This window comes from Cupriavidus pampae, assembly GCF_914271485.1.
Classification (GTDB): domain Bacteria; phylum Pseudomonadota; class Gammaproteobacteria; order Burkholderiales; family Burkholderiaceae; genus Cupriavidus; species Cupriavidus pampae.
In genome coordinates, this window is the sequence record NZ_CAJZAG010000001.1 from 853,622 (window position 1) to 871,862 (window position 18,241).

General features: G+C 65.8%; 16 protein-coding genes. 12 read left to right on the forward strand and 4 right to left on the reverse strand.

What is annotated here, in order from left to right:
- Window positions 1-2 precede the first annotated feature (2 nt).
- Entirely contained in the window at window positions 3-3,368 is a 3,366-nt protein-coding gene (locus LDO41_RS03760; protein WP_223982025.1) for a hybrid sensor histidine kinase/response regulator, read from the forward strand.
- Window positions 3,352-4,212, forward strand: a complete 861-nt coding sequence (locus tag LDO41_RS03765) for a response regulator transcription factor (protein WP_223982027.1) — start codon at window positions 3,352-3,354, stop codon at window positions 4,210-4,212. The genes LDO41_RS03760 and LDO41_RS03765 overlap by 17 nt, the downstream gene beginning before the upstream one ends.
- A 218-nt stretch (window positions 4,213-4,430) precedes the next feature.
- Here LDO41_RS03765 and LDO41_RS03770 read toward each other — a convergent pair whose 3' ends face one another.
- Window positions 4,431-4,670 carry an FmdB family zinc ribbon protein gene (locus LDO41_RS03770; protein ID WP_223982030.1) on the reverse strand — a complete coding sequence of 80 codons (240 nt, stop codon included), beginning with the start codon at window positions 4,668-4,670 and terminating at the stop codon, window positions 4,431-4,433.
- A 151-nt stretch (window positions 4,671-4,821) separates the two neighbouring features.
- Between LDO41_RS03770 and LDO41_RS03775 the strand changes: the two genes are divergently transcribed.
- Together LDO41_RS03775 and LDO41_RS03780 are read left to right on the forward strand one after the other, a co-directional pair.
- On the forward strand, window positions 4,822-5,265 hold the full coding sequence (locus LDO41_RS03775) for a MarR family winged helix-turn-helix transcriptional regulator (protein ID WP_223982032.1): 444 nt from the start codon (window positions 4,822-4,824) through the stop codon (window positions 5,263-5,265).
- A gap of 51 nt (window positions 5,266-5,316) precedes the next feature.
- The gene (locus tag LDO41_RS03780; protein ID WP_223982034.1) at window positions 5,317-5,850 is read left to right on the forward strand and encodes a DUF3016 domain-containing protein; all 534 of its coding nucleotides are present in this window, start codon (window positions 5,317-5,319) and stop codon (window positions 5,848-5,850) included.
- A gap of 34 nt (window positions 5,851-5,884) precedes the next feature.
- Here the strand turns inward: LDO41_RS03780 and dkgB are convergent, their stop codons facing one another.
- A complete protein-coding gene (gene dkgB / locus LDO41_RS03785) occupies window positions 5,885-6,688 on the reverse strand; it encodes a 2,5-didehydrogluconate reductase DkgB (RefSeq protein ID WP_223982036.1) in 804 nt (267 codons plus the stop codon).
- A gap of 124 nt (window positions 6,689-6,812) precedes the next feature.
- On the opposite strand from dkgB, the gene LDO41_RS03790 reads away from it, so the two are divergent.
- The 6 genes from LDO41_RS03790 to LDO41_RS03815 all read left to right on the forward strand — a co-directional run bounded on the left by LDO41_RS03790 (window position 6,813) and on the right by LDO41_RS03815 (window position 12,183).
- Window positions 6,813-7,805 (forward strand): LysR family transcriptional regulator, encoded by a 993-nt coding sequence (locus LDO41_RS03790; protein WP_223982039.1) that lies wholly within the window; start codon window positions 6,813-6,815, stop codon window positions 7,803-7,805.
- 51 nt (window positions 7,806-7,856) lie between these two features.
- Window positions 7,857-8,501, forward strand: a complete 645-nt coding sequence (gene queE, locus LDO41_RS03795; RefSeq protein WP_223982042.1) for a 7-carboxy-7-deazaguanine synthase — start codon at window positions 7,857-7,859, stop codon at window positions 8,499-8,501.
- A 3-nt stretch (window positions 8,502-8,504) separates the two neighbouring features.
- Window positions 8,505-8,981, forward strand: coding sequence for a 6-pyruvoyl trahydropterin synthase family protein (locus LDO41_RS03800; RefSeq protein ID WP_223982045.1), 477 nt, complete (start codon window positions 8,505-8,507; stop codon window positions 8,979-8,981).
- On the forward strand, window positions 8,981-9,535 hold the full coding sequence (gene tadA, locus LDO41_RS03805) for a tRNA adenosine(34) deaminase TadA (protein ID WP_223982047.1): 555 nt from the start codon (window positions 8,981-8,983) through the stop codon (window positions 9,533-9,535). The genes LDO41_RS03800 and tadA overlap by 1 nt, the downstream gene beginning before the upstream one ends.
- Complete coding sequence (gene ldcA / locus LDO41_RS03810; protein WP_223982049.1) at window positions 9,532-10,464, forward strand: muramoyltetrapeptide carboxypeptidase; 933 nt, start codon at window positions 9,532-9,534, stop codon at window positions 10,462-10,464. Before tadA ends, ldcA begins: the two co-directional genes overlap by 4 nt.
- Window positions 10,465-10,572: 108 nt before the next feature.
- Window positions 10,573-12,183: an ABC-F family ATPase gene (locus tag LDO41_RS03815; protein ID WP_223982052.1), complete on the forward strand. Its 1,611-nt coding sequence runs from the start codon at window positions 10,573-10,575 to the stop codon at window positions 12,181-12,183.
- A gap of 12 nt (window positions 12,184-12,195) precedes the next feature.
- Here LDO41_RS03815 and LDO41_RS03820 read toward each other — a convergent pair whose 3' ends face one another.
- Together LDO41_RS03820 and LDO41_RS03825 are read right to left on the reverse strand one after the other, a co-directional pair.
- Complete coding sequence (locus tag LDO41_RS03820) at window positions 12,196-13,512, reverse strand: hypothetical protein (RefSeq protein WP_223982054.1); 1,317 nt, start codon at window positions 13,510-13,512, stop codon at window positions 12,196-12,198.
- 77 nt (window positions 13,513-13,589) lie between these two features.
- Entirely contained in the window at window positions 13,590-14,153 is a 564-nt protein-coding gene (locus LDO41_RS03825) for a hypothetical protein (protein WP_223982056.1), read from the reverse strand.
- A gap of 178 nt (window positions 14,154-14,331) precedes the next feature.
- On the opposite strand from LDO41_RS03825, the gene LDO41_RS03830 reads away from it, so the two are divergent.
- Together LDO41_RS03830 and LDO41_RS03835 are read left to right on the forward strand one after the other, a co-directional pair.
- A complete protein-coding gene (locus LDO41_RS03830; RefSeq protein ID WP_223982058.1) occupies window positions 14,332-15,762 on the forward strand; it encodes an aldehyde dehydrogenase family protein in 1,431 nt (476 codons plus the stop codon).
- Window positions 15,763-15,766: 4 nt separating this feature from the next.
- Window positions 15,767-18,232, forward strand: coding sequence for a penicillin acylase family protein (locus LDO41_RS03835; protein WP_223982060.1), 2,466 nt, complete (start codon window positions 15,767-15,769; stop codon window positions 18,230-18,232).
- Window positions 18,233-18,241: the final 9 nt, after the last annotated feature.

An 18,241-nucleotide genomic window follows, 5' to 3' on the forward strand; every position in this document is an offset into this window, starting at 1 on the left:
TCATGTCAAGCGCCACCCAGCCCGTACAGCGCATCAGCAAGATCCGGCGCGACTACAACCGCTGGGTTGCCGACGAAACGCTCGAGGACTACGCGCTGCGTTTTGCACCAAGGTCGTTCCGCAAATGGAGCGCGTTCCGGGTCTCGAATACCGCTTTTGGTGCAGTGGCCTTCCTCGCGCTGGAAGCGATCGGTGCCGCCATCACGCTGAGCTACGGCTTCACCAACGCCATGTGGGCGATCGGCGTGGTCAGCCTCGTGATCTTTCTCACCGGCCTGCCGATCTCGTACTACGCCGCCCGCCATGGGCTGGACATGGACCTGCTCGCGCGCGGCGCGGGCTTCGGCTACCTCGGCTCCACCATCACCTCGCTGATCTACGCCAGCTTCACGTTTATCTTCTTCGCGCTGGAGGCCGCGATCATGGCGCAGGCCTTCGAGCTGCTGTTCGGCATGCCACGCCCGCTCGGCTACCTGCTATCGGCCATCGTCGTGATTCCGCTGGTGATGCACGGCGTGACGCTGCTGTCGCGCATTCAGGTATGGACGCAACCGGTCTGGCTGCTGCTGCTGGTGTTGCCGTACGCGCTGATCTACTGGCGCGAGCCGCATCTGTATGGCGAGTTCCTGTCGCTCAACGGCCGCCTGGCCGACGGCGACGGCTTCTCGTGGCACGCGTTCGGTGCGGCCGCGACCGTGGCCGCGGCGCTGATCGCGCAGATCGGCGAGCAAGTCGACTTCCTGCGCTTTATGCCGCCGCTCACCAAACGCAATCGCGTGCGCTGGTGGAGCGCGCTGATCATGGCCGGTCCAGGCTGGATCCTGCTCGGCGCCGCCAAGATGGCGGGCGGCGCGTTTCTCGCGTTCGTGGTGCTGCAGGCCGAGCTGCCGCTCGCCCATGCGCTCGAACCCACGCAGATGTATCTGGCCGGCTTTGCGCGCGCGCTGGGCTCGTCTTCGCCCGCGTGGCTGGCCGTGGTGCTCACGGGCGTGTTCGTGCTGGTATCGCAGACCAAGATCAACATCACCAACGCCTATGCGGGGTCGCTGGCGTGGTCGAATGTGTTCGCGCGGCTCACGCATAGCCATCCGGGGCGTGTGGTCTGGCTGGCGTTCAATGTGCTGATCGCGGTCATGCTGATGGCGATGGGCGTATTCGAGGCGCTCGAGCAGGTGCTGGCGCTGTACGCGCATCTGGCGGTGGCGTGGGTCGGTGCGATCTGCGGCGATCTCGTCATCAGCAAGCCGCTGGGCCTGTCGCCGCGCGACATCGAGTTCCGGCGCGCCTATCTGTTCGATATCAACCCATCCGGTTTCGGCGCGATGATGATCGCGTCGGCGCTGTCGATGCTCGTGCATCTGGGCGCGTTTGGCGATACGCTGCGGCCGGCGTCGGTGGCGGTGGGGCTGTTGTTGGCGATCGTGCTGCCGCCGCTGATTGCGTGGGCCACGCAGAGCCGTTACTTCATCGCGCGCACGCCGGTCGACTTTGGCGCGCGTCATGCGGTGATTCGCTGCGCGATCTGCCGCAATCCGTTCGAACGCGAGGACGTGGCCGCGTGCCCGGCCTATCGCGGTCCGATCTGCTCGCTGTGCTGCACGCTCGATGCGCGCTGCGGCGATCGCTGCAAGCCGGGGGCGAGCGCGCCCGAGCAGATTGCCACCGCGCTCACGCGTGTGCTGCCGGCCGGCACGCCGCCGGTGATGGCGCGGCGGCTCGGGCAGTTCTGTCTGGTGCTGCTGGGGATGGTGTTCGCGTTCGGCACGTTGCTGTGGCTGCTCTATACGCAGGAGCAACTGTCGAGTCCGCTGGTGGCCGCGTTGCCGCGCGGCGGGCTGTTCCTCAAGATCGGCGCGGGGCTGATGCTGTTTTCGGCGGTGGCGGCGTGGTGGCTGGTGCTGGCCAACGAGAGCCGCGCGGTAGCGCAGGAGGAGTCGGAGCGGCAGAACATGCTGCTGCAGAAGGAAATCGATGCGCACCGGCACACCGATGCGTTGCTGCAGAGCGCGAAGGAGGTCGCCGAGAAGGCGAATCAGGCGAAGAGCCGGTTTATCACGGGCATGAGCCATGAGATGCGCGCGGGGCTCAATTCGATTCTCGGTTACTCGCAGTTGCTGCTGCGCGCGCCGACGTTACCGCCCGTGTGTCGCGAGGATATTCGCACGATCGGCCGTGCTGGTGAGCATCTGTCGAGCCTCGTCGACGGGCTGCTCGAACTGTCGCGCATCGAGGCCGGCAAGTTGCGGCTCGAGCAGGAGGCAGTGGGGTTGGAAGGCCTGTTTGACGATCTGGTGCGTATGTTCCGGCCGCTGGCCGCCGCCCGCGGGCTGGCGTTTCACTATCGCGTGAGCGGTACGTTGCCCGCGCATGTGCATGGCGACTCCAAGCGGTTGCGGCAGATCGTGATCAACCTCGTCAGCAATGCGATCAAGTTCACGGAGCAGGGCGCGGTGACGCTGAGCGTGCGGCACCAGCGCGAGCTGGCGACGATTTCGGTGTCGGACACCGGGCCGGGGATCTCGGCTGAAGACCAGGCGCGTATCTTCGATCCGTTCGAGCGCGGCACGCCGCATGACGATCGGGAGGGGATCGGCCTGGGGCTGGCGATCGTGCGGTTGCTGGCGGACCTGATGGGTGGCGAGATTCGCGTGCGCAGCGCGCCGGGCGAGGGCAGCGACTTTACGGTGCGGCTGTATCTGCCGGCGGTGTCGGTGACCGCGACGCGGCCGTCGGCGGTGCAAAGGGTGCCGTTGCCTGACGATGCGCGGGTGCTGGTGGTGGACGACCGCGCCGCGCATCGCGCGGTGTTACGCGGATTCCTCGGGCCGCTTGGGTTGAACGTGCACGAGGTCGGCGTGGGGGCGGAGGTGATGCCGGCGGTGCGGCGGATTCGGCCCCATCTGGTGCTGCTGGATTTGAACCTGCCCGATGCGTCGGGGTGGGATCTGTTGCGGCATCTGCGCGCGCTGGACGATGCGCCGCGCGTGGTGATCGTCTCCGCCAATGCGCATGAGAACACCGAGGAAGCGCGCGCCACGCATGGTTACTTCGGCTTTGTCAGCAAGCCTGTACGCGAGGCCGAGCTACTGGATACCGTGCGGCGTGCGTTGACCACGGTTGCGACGTCCGCGCCTTCACTGCCGTGGGATGGCGTCGCGCACCCCGAGTTGGGGCGCGACCTCGTGCGCGAACTCCTGCAAATGAGCGCCACCGGACGCTGGCGCGCGCTCGAAGCGCAACTGACTGAAATGGCCGAAAGCGGCGGCGCGCTGGCGACGTGGGCATCTCGCATGCTCGCGCTGGCGCGCAGCGATGGCCATGCCCTCAACGTTTCCCTAGGCGAGGCTCTTCATGCGACCCGATCCTGAAACCCGTGTGCTTGTCGTCGACGACAATGCCGACGCGCGAGGCTTCCTGACCCGCGCGCTCGGCAGCGAGGCCATGCTCGTGCATGCCGCCGCGGACGGCAACGCCGCGCTCGATGCGCTGGCGCATTTCGCGCCCGACGCGGTGCTGCTCGATGTCGATATGCCCGGCATGGACGGCTTTGCCACCTGCGAGGCGATCATGGACCGGCATGGCGACCTCGCGGTGATCTTCATGACCGGGCTCGGCGACACGGGGCATATCGTGCGTGGTTTCGAGGTGGGTGCGTGCGACTACGTGACGAAACCGGTGGAGATCGCCGAGGTGGTGGCACGCGTGCGTTCGCATGCCAGCAAGGCACGGTTGGCCCGCAGCGCGCGCGAGGCCGTGTTCGGCAGCACGGTACCAATGCTGGCCGCGGCGGGCGGCCGTGTGGCGTGGATCAACGGTAGCGCTGTGGCACTGCTCGAGTCGGTCGGCTGGCCGCCATGCAAGGCCAACGATCCGTTGCCAGCCGGGTTGTCGCTGGCGCTGACGGAGCCGGGCGCGCCATGGCACGGCCTGCGCCTGCGCGCGCTGACGGCCGAGACCGCCGACGTCATGGTGGTGGAACTCGCCCGCGCGGACCTGCCGACACGCGTCACCGAAGCTTCGTCGCTAACCCCGCGCGAGGCGGAAGTCATGCTATGGGTCGCGCGCGGCAAAACCAACCGCGACGTCGCGGAAATTTTAGGCATGAGCCCACGCACGGTGAACAAGCACCTGGAGCACGTGTACGAGAAACTCGGCGTGGAAACGCGCACCGCGGCGGTGGCGGCGGCACAGCGAAGCTTGCTGGCCAGTTGATACGCCGCGCGCCCTCACCCCCGGCCCCTCTCCCCGGGGGAGAGGGGAGCAAACAAGAGGTATTTCTATCTCCCTCTCCCCCGACCCCTCTCCCGCTGGGAGAGGGGAGTAAAACCGCCCCTGCGGCGATCGCCTCGGGAGGCCGGGGACTCAATCACTGATGGTTTGCTCCCCTCTCCCTTGAGGGAGAGGGGCCGGGGGTGAGGGTCTCCGGCGCGTCAATCCGGCCGCCCGGCCAGCTTCAACCCCGACGATCCGCAGCCGCACGTCGCGCTATGCATATGCGCGCCCGCATCGAGCGAACCCGCGGCAGTCCCCGCCAGCGACGGCGCAGCCACGAGCGCCCGTGGGGAAGCCGCCCCACAGACCGGGCATTCACACAACCGATCGCGTTCCGCCATCGGTCGCATACGCGCGAAGTCGCCGCATTGGGCGCAACGATAGTCGTAAGTGGGCATGGCTCGTCCGAGCGAAGGGGGTGTTGGGTAACAGGCTGATAGCTTAAATCAGTCTGGCCCCCGCTTGTCGATTTCGCCATGGCGATTTCGGCAAGACACGACATTCTCGGCCGCACGCGGCATCCCACGCGCATTCCCTATAATCGCTCGCATGGAGACGAACCTTGAAAAGCGCTTTGGCTTCCTCGTGGCCGATGTCGGGCGGTTGACCGGCAAGCGGTTCGACGACCTCGCCCGGTCCTCGCTCGACCTCACGCGCGCGCAGTGCCGCGCGCTGGCGTACCTCGCGCACTACGGCGAGATCAATCAGGTGCGGCTGGCGGATTTGATGGAGGTGGCGCCAATCTCGGCCGGTCGCCTGCTCGACCGCATGGAGGAGGGCGACTGGATCGCGCGGCGGCCCAATCCGCACGACCGCCGCGAACGCATGGTGCGGATGACGGAAAAAGCCGCACAGGCGCTCGAGCGCGCGCGTCGCGTCGGCGATGTGATTGCGGAAGAGGCCCTGCGCGGCTTTACCGCGCAGGAGTCGGACCAGTTGATGGCGATGCTGCAGCGGGTACGCGGCAATCTCGTCGGAATCGTGGATCGTTGAAAGGTTACTGGTCTAAAATTGCGCTTGCCTCGTCTGCATGAAGGGCATGCCATGTTCAAGACCTTATTGATTACCGCCGCCACGCTGCTCGCGCTGGCGACATCCCCTGTGGTCGCCGCCGCCACTGGCAGTCCCGCCCCCGACGCGCCAGCAGGCGCCGACAGTGCTCTCACCGTCACGTTCGTCCATCCGGAAGCCTTCACCGACGCGTCCCGGACCGATAACTATGGCAGCGACCCGTACGTGCTGAGCGATATCCGCCGCCATCTGGAAAAGCTCGCCGCGCGACAACTACCGCCCGGCTACACGCTCGCCATCGACGTGCTGGACATCGACCTGGCAGGCTATATCGACTGGCGCCATGCCAACGGCAATCTGCGCGTGATCCGCGACGCCACGTGGCCGCGCATGACGCTCAGCTACGTGCTGCGGCATGGCGACGACGTGGTGGCGAGCGCCAACGCCCAGCGCATCAACAGCATGAGCTTCGCGTGGGGCGTCAACGTGTACGGCTACAACGATCCGCTGCGCTACGAAAAGGCGATGCTCGACGAATGGTTCGCGCGCGCGGTGGTGGTGAGGTAACGCCGGTGCGATAACGTCTGGCGCTAGCCGACAATCAGTCCCAGCCCGGGTTCAGGCTATCCGGATTGGCCAGCCGCTCGCCACGATCGAGCGTGGCGATGGCGTCCATCTCCGCCGGTGTCAGCGTCAACCGCGCGGCCGCGAGGTTAGCCTCGAGATTCGCGCGCTTCGTCGACGACGGAATCACCGCATACCCCTGTTGCATCAGCCAGGCCAGCGCAACTTGCGCCGGTGAGGCCTGATGATCGGCCGCGATGCGCTTGAGCAGGATGTCGTCCATCACCTTGCCATAGGCCAGCGGCATATACGCGGTCAGATGAATCCCTTGCTCGCGCATAAACGCGGCAAGCTTGCGGTTCTGCAGGAACGGATGCACTTCCACCTGATTGGTGGCAATCGCCTCGGCGCCCACCACATCGATGGCCTGCTTCAGCAGCGCGATCGGAAAGTTCGACACCCCGATCTCGCGCGTCAACCCGGCTTCGCGCACCGCGACCAGCGCTTCCATGTACTCAGGCAACGGCACCGCCTGCTTCGGCGACGGCCAGTGAATCAGCGTGAGATCGACCTTGTCCGTGCGCAGCTTCTGCAGACTGGTCTCGAGGCTCGCGCGCAATGCATCGCGCTGGAGATTCTCGATCCAGATTTTGGTGGTCACGTAGATCTGTTCGCGCGGCACGCTGCTCTCCGCGATGGCCTGGCCGACTTCGGCCTCGTTGCCATAGATCTGCGCCGTATCGATATGGCGATAACCGACTTCCACACCCGTAACGACCGAGTCGATGACTTGCTGGTCCTTGAGGCGGAACGTGCCGAGACCGAACTGGGGCATGCGCATGTAGCACTCCAAAAAAGGGGAATCAAAACCACTGCCGCCACTGTCGCCCCAATCGATCCTCGGAAAAACCGTGTGATTCGAATAAGATATTTGACTATTATTCAAGAATGACGCCGACGCCCGCATGAAACTCACTCTCGAAGAACTCGCCGCATTCGTGACCGTGGTCGATCGCGGTTCGATCACCGCCGCCGCCGACTCGCTGGACCAGACGGTTTCGGGCATCAGCCGCGCGTTATCGCGGCTCGAAGAGAAGCTCGACACCACCTTGCTGCGCCGGACCACACGCCGGCTGGAACTGACCGAGGAGGGCCAGACGATGCTGGCCCACGCCCGCGAAATCCTTGCCGCGGCCGAACTGGCCGAGGAACAGATGGCGCTGCGCCGGCAGAAACCCGCCGGCCGCCTGCGTGTGAATGCGGCGTCGCCGTTCATGATCCACGTGATCGTGCCGCTGGTGGAAGCGTTTCGCGGCTGCTATCCCGAGATCGAACTCGAACTCAACACCAACGACCAGATCATCGATCTGCTCGAACATCGCACCGACGTGGCCATCCGCATCGGCGTGCTGCGCGACTCCACGCTCCACGCGCGGGCGCTCGGGACCAGCCAGTTACGCGTGCTCGCGAGCCCGGCCTACCTCAAGAAGCATGGCCGGCCCAAATCGGTGGCGGATCTGGCCAATCACTGGCTGCTCGGCTTCAACCAGCCCGATCACCTGAACACGTGGCCGTTACGCAACGAGGACGGCGATGGCGTGCAGATCACTCCGAATATCTCGGCATCGAGCGGCGAAACGGTGCGGCATCTGGCGCTGGCCGGGCAGGGCATTGCCTGCCTGTCCGATTTCATGACCGAGACCGATCGCCGGGCCGGAGACCTCGTGCAGGTGCTGATGCGCGAGCATATCGAGGTGCGGCAATCGATCCACGCGGTCTACTATCTCAATACGCAGCTGTCCGCGCGCATCTCGGTGTTCCTGGACTTTCTGTCGCGGCATCTCGGCAGTGGACCGGAGGCGAATGAGTATGCGGTGGCGGGAATTCCTGGCGTGGTCGGGTTACCGAGCCGCACGCTCAAGGCGGTGCCAACCACGGGCGCCAAGCGTAAACCCTGAGCGACTGGTATACTTTCCTGTTTTTCTGCGGGCCGGGACTGACTCACTTCAATGACTTACGCCGTCAAGGAAATCTTCTACACGTTGCAGGGCGAGGGCGCTAACGCGGGCCGCGCGGCGGTATTCTGCCGTTTTGCGGGCTGCAACCTCTGGACCGGCCGCGAAGAAGATCGTGCGCGCGCGGTCTGTCAGTTCTGCGATACCGACTTCGTCGGCACCGACGGTACGCGCGGCGGCAAGTACCGCACGGCCGAGGAACTGGCCGAGGTCGTGGCCTCCGAATGGCCGCAGGGCGCGGCCGCCGCGGGCAGCAAGCCGCTGGTGGTGTGCACCGGCGGCGAGCCGCTGCTGCAACTCGATGCACCGCTGATCGCCGCACTGCATGCGCGCGGCTTCGAGATCGCTATCGAGACCAACGGCACGATCGCGGTGCCCGATGGCATCGACTGGATCTGCGTGAGCCCGAAGATGGGCGCGGAGCTGATCGTCACCAAGGGTGACGAACTGAAGGTGGTCATGCCGCAGGCTGGCCAGGACTTCGCGGCATACGAGCAACTGGATTTCCGCTATTTCATGGTGCAGGCCATGGATGGCCCGCTGGCACGGCAGAATACGGCCGCGGCGGTCGATTTCTGCCAGCGCCATCCGCGCTGGCGCCTGTCGCTGCAGACGCACAAGCTGCTGGGCATTCGCTGATCCATGACGAAACAAGTCTCCATTACCCGCCGGCTCGAATTCGATGCCGGCCACCGCATTCCGAGCCATGGCGGCCAGTGCCGCAACATCCATGGCCATCGCTATCGCCTGGACCTGACGCTGTCGGGCGAGGTGCTGCATCTGGAAGGCGCGTCCGACGACGGCATGATCCTCGACTTCGGCGACATCAAGGCGCTCGCCAACGAGCATCTGGTCAACAAGTGGGATCACGCGTTCCTGATCTATCGCGGCGACACCGCGCTGCTGAATTTCCTGCAGACGATGGACAACCACAAGACGGTCGTCATCGAGTCGATCCCGACCGTCGAGAACCTCGCGCAGGAAGCGTTCGATATCCTCTCGCCGGTGTTCAAGGACTGCTTCGGCCATCAGCTGCAACTGACGCGCCTGGTGCTGTTCGAGACCCCGAACTGCTGGGCTGAGGTGAGCGCGCCCGTGATGTTGCCCGCGCAGGACTGATGACAACGGAAGCCAGCACGCCCTTCGCTGACGAACAGGCACGCGACCGCCGTTACATGGCGGCGGCGCTCGAGGAAGCGCGCCTGGCCGAGGCGGCCGGTGAAGTGCCGGTGGGCGCGGTGGTGGTGTGGAACGACGAGATCATCGCGCGCGGACACAATCTGCCGATTCGCTCGGTGGACCCGTCCGCGCATGCGGAAATGCAGGCGCTGCGCGCCGCGGCGCGCGTGCTTGGCAACTACCGCATGCCCGAGTGCGAGCTGTATGTCACGCTGGAGCCGTGCGCGATGTGTAGCGGTGCGATTCTGCACGCGCGGTTGCGCCACGTCGTGTTCGGCGCCACCGATCCCAAGACCGGCGCGGCCGGCAGCGTGGTCGACCTGTTCGCGCAGGCCAGCCTCAATCATCAGACCACGGTCACGCGCGGCGTGATGGCCGACGAGTGCGGGCAGATGCTGCGCGATTTCTTTGGCGCGAAGCGCCGCGCTCAGAAGGCGGCGCAACGCGCGGTAACCTCTGCCGCCACGACCCCCGATCCGGAATCCGACGCATGAGCACGCACGAGACCGTTGTTCGCCTGATCGCCCCCTCGGGCTACCCGCATGACGACGCCACCGCGGCGCGCGGCTGCGCGTGGCTCGCGGACCATGGCTATCGCGTGGCCAACCCCGAGGTCCTGGCGCGCCGGCATTATCGGTTTGCGGGCACCGACGACGAACGTCTCGCCGACCTCCATGGCATCGGCACTGGTGGCCAGGGGGAACTGGTGCTGGCGGTGCGCGGGGGCTATGGCATGGCGCGGCTGCTCGATCGTATCGATTTCGCACGCATTGCCGAGCAGGCGCGGGCCACGCAGCCGGTGATCGTGGGCCATAGCGACTTCACGGCATTCCAGCTCGCGTATCTGGCGGCCACCGGCGGTGTGACGTTTGCCGGGCCGATGCTGCTCGCGGACTTCGGCCCGGACACCGTCGATGCCTATATGTGGCGCCATTTCGAGGGCGTGCTGCGCGATCCGGGCTATGAGGTCGAAGTAGCCGCGCCGCAGGCGCATGGCCAGCCGTTCTCGGGCACGATCGAAGGCACGCTGTGGGGTGGCAACCTCGCGATGCTGGGCACGCTGCTCGGCACGCCGTACCTGCCAAGGATCGAAGGTGGCATCCTGTTCCTGGAGGACATCAACGAGCCGCCGTATCGCGTGGAACGGCTCCTGCTGCAACTGCAGCAGGCCGGCGTGCTGGCGTCGCAGCGCGCGATCGTGCTCGGCGATTTCTCGAACTATCGCACCACCGAGTACGACAACGGTTACGACATGGACACCGTGTTCGCCTATCTGCAGGATCGCCTGCCGATTCCGCTGATCACGGGCCTGCCGTTTGGTCACTGCGCGCGCAAGCTCACGCTGCCGGTGGGCGCGCAGGCGCGCCTTGCCGCGCGTGCCGATGGCTTCACGCTGGCGTTCTCCGGGTATCCGGTGCGCTAGTCACCACTACGCTTACAGGGCGATTGGCCGCGCGAGTGGTAAAATCGTCGTTTATTCTTCCCGGCGCGCGCACGCGTTGCCGCGGCATATCCATACAAGGTTCCTGACGTGCTTTCTACCGCAAACATCACCATGCAGTTCGGCCCCAAGCCATTGTTCGAGAACATCTCGGTCAAGTTCGGCGAAGGCAACCGCTACGGCCTGATCGGCGCGAATGGCTGTGGCAAGTCCACGTTCATGAAAATTCTCGGCGGCGATCTCGAGTCGTCGGCCGGCACCGTGATGCTCGAGCCCGGTGTGCGCCTGGGCAAGCTGAGTCAGGATCAGTTCGCCTACGAGGATTCGCGCGTGCTGGACGTCGTGATGATGGGCCACACCGAGATGTGGGCCGCCGCGGCGGAGCGCGATGCGATCTACGCCAATCCGGAAGCGACCGACGACGACTACATGAAAGCCGCCGACCTCGAGGCCAAGTACGCCGAGTACGACGGTTACACCGCCGAGGCGCGCGCGGGCGAGCTGCTGCTGGGCGTGGGCATTCCGACCGATCAGCATCAGGGCCCGATGAGCGAGATCGCGCCGGGCTGGAAGCTGCGCGTGCTGCTGGCGCAGGCGCTGTTCTCGAATCCGGACGTGCTGCTGCTCGACGAGCCGACCAACAACCTCGACATCAACACGATTCGCTGGCTCGAGGATGTGCTCAACGAGCGCAACTCGACGATGGTCATCATCTCCCACGATCGACATTTCCTGAACTCCGTGTGCACGCACATGGCGGACATGGACTACGGCACGCTCAAGGTCTACCCGGGCAACTACGACGACTACATGGAAGCCTCCATGCAGGCGCGTGAGCGTCAGGTAGCGGCCAACGCGCGGGCCAAGGACCGCATCACGGAACTGCAGGACTTCGTGCGCCGCTTCTCGGCCAACAAGTCCAAGGCCCGTCAGGCGACCTCGCGTCTGAAGCAGATCGACAAGATCAAGGTCGAGGACATCAAGCCGTCGTCGCGTCAGAACCCGTTTATCCGCTTCGAGTTCGAGAAGAAGCTGCACAATCTGGCCGTGGAAGCCGAGGGCGTGACCAAGTCGTACGAGCGCCGCATCCTCAACGACCTGTCGATGGCGATCCAGGCCGGCGAGCGCGTGGCGATCATCGGCGAGAACGGCGCGGGCAAGAGCACGCTGCTGCGTACGCTGCTGAATGGCGCGGTCAAGGGTGGCGTGCCGGCGGAACGCGGCACGATCAAGTGGGCCGAGAACGCGAACGTCGGCTATATGCCGCAGGACACGTACGAGGAATTCCCGGAAGATCGCGACCTGATGGACTGGATGAGCCAGTGGACGCAAGCCGGCGACGACGATCAGTCGCTGCGCGGCACGCTGGGCCGCCTGCTGTTCTCGGCCGACGACATCAAGAAGTCGGTCAAGGTGCTGTCCGGTGGCGAGAAGGGCCGCATGATCTGGGGCAAGCTGATGCTGGGCCGCCATAACGTGATGGCGCTCGACGAGCCGACCAACCACATGGACATGGAGTCGATCGAGTCGCTGCAGATCGCGCTGGACAAGTACACGGGCACGCTGATCTTCGTCTCGCACGATCGCGAGTTCGTCAGTGGCCTGGCCACGCGCGTGATCGAGGTGCGCACCGACGGTACGCTCACGGACTACCTCGGCACGTACGACGAGTATCTGCAGTCGCAGGGCATCGATCACTGATCCACTGCCGCCTCACAGTTCGTCGTGCGGCGGTACCCGTTGGATCTGCGGTGCCGCCGGCAGGTCCTGCCCGATATAGAGCAACATCGTTGCACCACGGTCTTGTGCATAGGTGACAAAACTGTGGATCGCATGGGCGGCGGCGCCACGTACCGCCTCGCGCCGGTACGTGACGGGCGTCAGCGGCAGATGCGGGAACATGTTTCGCGCCGGCGTCGCAATCGCGTGGATCTCGGCGACCCCGAGGGCGAAGCGGCCAATGGAGCCGTATAGCACAGCCTGAACGGCACCCGCGAGACGAATGACCACGAACACATGGCGCACCGAACCGAGCACCGGCGGCGCGCGCGCGGCCTCTCGCACGGTCGTGATGGCCTGCTTGGCAGTCGCTGCCAGCAGGCGGACGTTTCCCGGCAGGGCGCCATCCCGGTAGGGTGTAAAAGGTAAGAGCCGCCATCCATCCAGAACTTCCACGATCTCGCGCAGCCCAGCTTGAATGGTATCGGGGTTCACGGCCTCCGGTTCCAGAACATCGAGTTGTTCGGCGCCGGTGGCGCGCCTGTCAACGATGTCATGCGTGAATCGATGCACGCCATCGGTTTGCCAGCGGGGGCCTTCCGGCGCGACGCGCCAGCGCAGTGGGGCGCCCGGGGTGGGCCATCGTGCACGGATATCCCAGCCATAGACACCGATGGATGCCGGACTATCGACGTCCATGCGAACGCCGGGGGTGGGACCGTAGGGCAGCGGCAGGTCGGCGGCCGGGACATGATCGAAATACCGGCCGGCGGTGGTCTCGAGATCGAGCGCGGCCACGGCGGAGATGGGTTGCCGCATGCGTGGGTCACTGGCGGATGTGATGGTGACATACGGCACCGGGCCATCGTCAGGCCCTAGAGCGCCATGGACGGCATCGATAAAGGCCTGCCGCAATTCTGGTGCCAGGTCCGCATAGGGAACGTCGTTGAGCCGGGCCCGGCGCACGGAATAATCGAATGTGCGCGGCATCCACGTGTAGTCCGCCGTGTTCCAGTGCGGCCGCATCATCTGTCCGAACAGCGCCAGTACCCATGCCACGCGTCGCGCGCAACGGGTGAGCGGCAGGTCGGTCCCGCGCGCGTGACGGGGGTGTTCGTTCGGGGGGGCGCCTTCGGGCATGCACGCGGATGACACGTCAGGCGTGGTGTCGGCGTGCGCCGCACAGGGGATACCCAGGAATAGTTGCGCAGCCACGCGCTGCCGCGGCATGCAGCGTACCGATGCGTCGGCGTGCGCGTGGTTTACCGTGAAGGCCGTGGTGGCGAGCAGCAGGAGCAGACGGGCAAGCATCTGCCAACGGTAGTCATGCCCGCGTCCGCCCGCTATCGTAATGCCGCGAAACTGGAGAAACGCGCGCTTCGCCGGGGCTAACGCACGACGCCCAACACGCCATGCTGCGCGAGCAATTGATCGAGTTCGCCGATGATCGCGTGCGCCGTCACGTCGCCCTTGGCCTTCAGCAGCGCCACACCGAATGTATCGCGTAGCGCGGCCAGCTCCACCAGCGTCGCCGCTTTTTCCACCTTCACCTGCAGCACATAACCTCGCAGGCCCAGATGGTGACCGATGACCTCGGTGTAGAAGTGATAGAGCTCGCGATAGCCATCGCCGCCTGCCACTTCGGCAGCGGCAGCGGCGGCGCCTGCGTCAGTGCGATCGGCGGCGGGCACGGATGCCGTAGCCGCGCTGCCCACGGGACTCGCGGACGCTGGCGCGGCCAGGTCCGACGTTTCGATCAGCCCCAGTGAAAGGAGGGTATCGACGGCGTCCTGCCCCACGCCCATGCCCCCCACCTGCTCCAGCAGGGCCGACTGGTCCCGCTCCCCGTTGACGATCAGCAGCAGCGCCCGCAGCTTGTGATCGAGCTTGCGTGCGCGCGTGCGAATCTCCTCCTGTCCCGCTTCCGTTTTGTGAAAAACCGGGTTGACCATTTCCCGCTCCTCTATTTTGTTTGTTCGCATGATCGCACCGTGCAGGCACCGGCCGCCCTCCCGGTTTGCCCGCCCCCCCGAAAGTAGGATGTCCCAATCCGCTCTACAATGGCGTGCACGACGCAAATCGAACAAAAAAGCATTGCAACGCCAATTCACCGCTGGGAGAACTGTGGCCATGCAGCAACGAGACAAGCTTTATATCAACGGCACATGGGTCAGCCCGCATGGCACGGGATGGATCGACGTGATTCAGTCCAACGACGAATCGGTGCTTGCCAGGATTCCCGAGGGCCATGCGCGCGATGCCGAGGACGCGATCGCGGCCGCGCGCGCCGCCTTCGAGGGCTGGGCGGCGACGCCCGTGGACGTGCGCGCCGGCTATCTGCGCAAGATCGCCGAAGGTCTCAAGGATCGTACCGAAGAGCTGGCGCGCCTGATCGCCAGCGAGGTTGGCATGCCACTCAAGCTCGCACGTGCGATTCAGGTGGGCGGGCCGGTCTACAACTGGGGCCAGGCCGCGACGCTGCTGGAGCAGTTCAAGTTCGAGGAGCAACTCGGCAACTCGCTGGTGGTGCGCGAACCGGTGGGGGTGGTGGCTGCCATCACGCCGTGGAATTTCCCGCTCAACCAGATCACGCTGAAAGTCGCGCCCGCGCTGGCGGCGGGCTGCACCGTAGTGCTCAAGCCGTCCGAAGTGGCACCGCTCAACGCGTTCGTGCTGGCCGAAGTGATCGAGGCCGCGGGTCTGCCGCCAGGCGTGTTCAACCTCGTGACCGGCTATGGGCCGGTGGTCGGCGAGGTGCTGGCGAGCCATCCCGAAGTCGATATGGTGTCGTTCACGGGCTCGACGCGCGCGGGCAAGCGCGTCTCCGAGCTGGCCGCGCAATCGGTCAAGCGCGTCGCGCTGGAACTGGGTGGCAAGTCGGCCTCGGTGATCCTTGACGATGCAGACTTTGAGCAAGCGGTGAAAGGCACGATCAATGCGTGCTATCTCAACTCCGGACAGACCTGTTCCGCGCATACGCGCATGCTGGTGCCGCGCGCGCGGTATGACGCGGTGCGCGAGATCGCGCGCAAGGTCGTGGCGGGCTTCACGGTCGGCGATCCGCTGACCGATGCGGGCCGGCTCGGGCCGCTGGTCTCGGGCTCGCAGAAGCAACGCGTGGTCAGCTATATCCAGCGTGGGCTCGACGAAGGCGCCGAGCTCGTGGCCGGTGGCACCGAGAATCCCGACGGGCTCGATCGAGGCTTCTACGTGCGACCGACCGTGCTCGGCAATGTCGACCCGAAAGCCACGGTCGCGCAGGAAGAGATCTTCGGCCCGGTGCTATCGATCATTTGCTACGACAGCGAGGATGACGCCGTGCGCATCGCCAACGACAGCCTGTATGGGCTGGGCGGCGGCGTGTGGTCGGGCGACGAGGCCCGCGCGTTGCGCGTGGCGCGGCGGTTGCGCACCGGGCAGGTCGATATCAACGGTGGTCCGTTCAATATGAATGCGCCGTTCGGCGGCTTCAAGCAATCCGGCAATGGCCGCGAGGGCGGCGTGTACGGGCTCGAGGAATTCCTCGAATACAAGTCGCTGCAACTGAAAAAGCAGAGCTGACCGCATGCGCTGGATCAAGAGGCTGGCCTGGCTGCTGATATCGCTGCTGGTGATCGCGACCACCGCGGTGATTGGTGGCTATGTGTGGTACCGGCAGGCCTCGCAGCCCAGTACGGCCGGCACGTTGCAGCTGACCGGCTTGCGCGACCGCGTGACGATCGTGCGCGATCGCAACGCGGTGCCGCGTATCGCGGCCGCCAACGCGCTCGATGCGTATTACGCGCTGGGCTTCGTGCATGCGCAGGACCGCCTCTGGCAGATGCAGATGAACAAGCGCATCGTGGCGGGGCGCGTGGCCGAAATGGTGGGCGAGAAGGGCCTCGAGACCGATCGCTTCCTGCGCACGCTGGGCGTGCGGCGCAATGCCGAGGCCATCGTCGCGCAGGCTTCGCCCGAGGTGCGCGCCGTGTTGCAGGCGTATGCCGACGGCGTCAACGCGTATATCGATACCCGCAAGGGACCGCTGCCACCTGAATTCCTGATCCTGCGCGCGCGGCCCGAGCATTGGGAGGCGGCCGACACCATCGGCTGGCAGACCATGATGGCGTGGGACCTCGGCGGCAACTGGACGCAGGAGGTGCTGCGCATGGGCCTGGCGCAGCAATTGCCGACCGCGCGCATCGCCGAGATTCTCGCGCCGTATCCCGGCGACGCGCCGCTGCGCACGATGGACTATGCGGCGTTCTATCGCCGGCTGGCGCCGCTCTCCACCGCGCTGGCGCGCGTCGTCGAGCAGGCGCCGCCGGGCTATGTCGAGGGCATGGGCTCGAACAACTGGGTCGTGTCGGGCGCGCATACGGCGTCTGGCAAACCGTTGCTCGCCAACGATCCGCATCTGGGGCTGCAGGCGCCGGCGCTATGGTATTTCGCGCGGCTGCAGGCTCCGGGCCTCGACGTCGCGGGGGCCACGCTACCGGGCGCGCCACTCGTCGTGCTGGGCCACAACCAACGCATTGCCTGGGGCTTTACCAATACCGCGCCCGATGTGCAGGATCTCTATATCGAGCGCGTTCGGCCCGGTCATCCCGATCGTTACCAGACGCCGGACGGATGGGCCGCGTTCGAGACGCGCACCGAGACCATCCGCGTCAAGGACGCGCCCGACGTCACGCTGACGATTCGCGCGACGCGTCACGGGCCGGTGCTGTCCGATGTGGCGGCGCCGATCGCGGCGGCGGCCCAGCCGCTCGGCGCGCAGTATGTGGTGGCCTTTCAATGGACCGCGCTGCGGGCCGACGACAAGACCTTCGAGGCCAGCCTGAAGCTTGGTCAGGCTTCGAACTGGGACACGTTCGTCGCGGCGCTGCGCGACTTCCACGCGCCGCAGCAGAACATGGTGTACGCGGACGTCGATGGCAATATCGGCTTTATCGCGCCGGGCAGGGTGCCGCTGCGCCGCGCCGACAACGACCTCAAGGGACTGGCCCCCGCGCCGGGCTGGGACGCGCGCTACGACTGGGATGGCTTTGTGCCGTTCGACGCGTTGCCGCGCAGCTTCAATCCGCCCGAAGGCATGATCGTCACCGCCAATCAGAAGATCGTTGGCAACGACTATCCATACTTCCTGACGAGCGAATGGACCGTGCCATATCGCTACGACCGCATTCGCACGCTGCTGGCCGCCACGCCGCGTCATACGCTCGACAGCTTTGCCGCGATCCAGCGGGATACCGTGTCGCTGGCCGTGCGTGAGGCGCTGCCGTTGCTGCTGGCCGCGCCAGTGGCGAGCGATGCGAAGACGCCAGCGCGTGAGCGGGCGCTGCTGGACGCGCTGCGCAAGTGGGACGGCAATATGCAGGCCAATCGCAGCGAACCGCTCGTGGTCACCGCATGGCTGCGTGAGCTATCGCGGCTGATGTTCCTCGACAAGGTGGGCGATGCGCAATTCCAGCGCCTGTGGGAGCAGCGCAACGTGCAGCAGCCGATGATGAACGCGCTGCGTGACCCCGATAGGCTCGGCGCGTACTGGTGCGACGACACACGTACCCCCGACAAGGAAACCTGTGCCGACATGATCGGCCTCGCCTGGACGCGCGCGCTCGCCGATCTCGATGCCCGCTATGGCAGCGACCCTGAAAAGTGGAACTGGGGCCAGGCCCATACCGCGCGCGCCGAGCACAAGCCATTCGGCAAGGTGCCGTATCTGTCGAGCCTGTTCAATATCCGCGTGCCGACCGGTGGCGATACCTTTACGATCGATGTCGGCCGGCACAGCCTGCGCGACGAGCGCGCGCCCTTCGAGAGCACACATGCGGCGAGCCTGCGCGCGCTCTACGATTTGTCCGACCTGCCGGCGTCGCGCTTTATGAGCTCCACGGGGCAGTCGGGCAATGCGCTTTCGCCGCACTATCGGGACTGGACCGACAAGTGGGCCGCGGTGCAGTCGATTGCAATCGGCGCGCGCCCACCCCGCGGCACGGCGTTCGAGACACTCGTGCTCCAGCCCGCCCGGCAGGCGGCTGCCAAATGATGGTTGCAG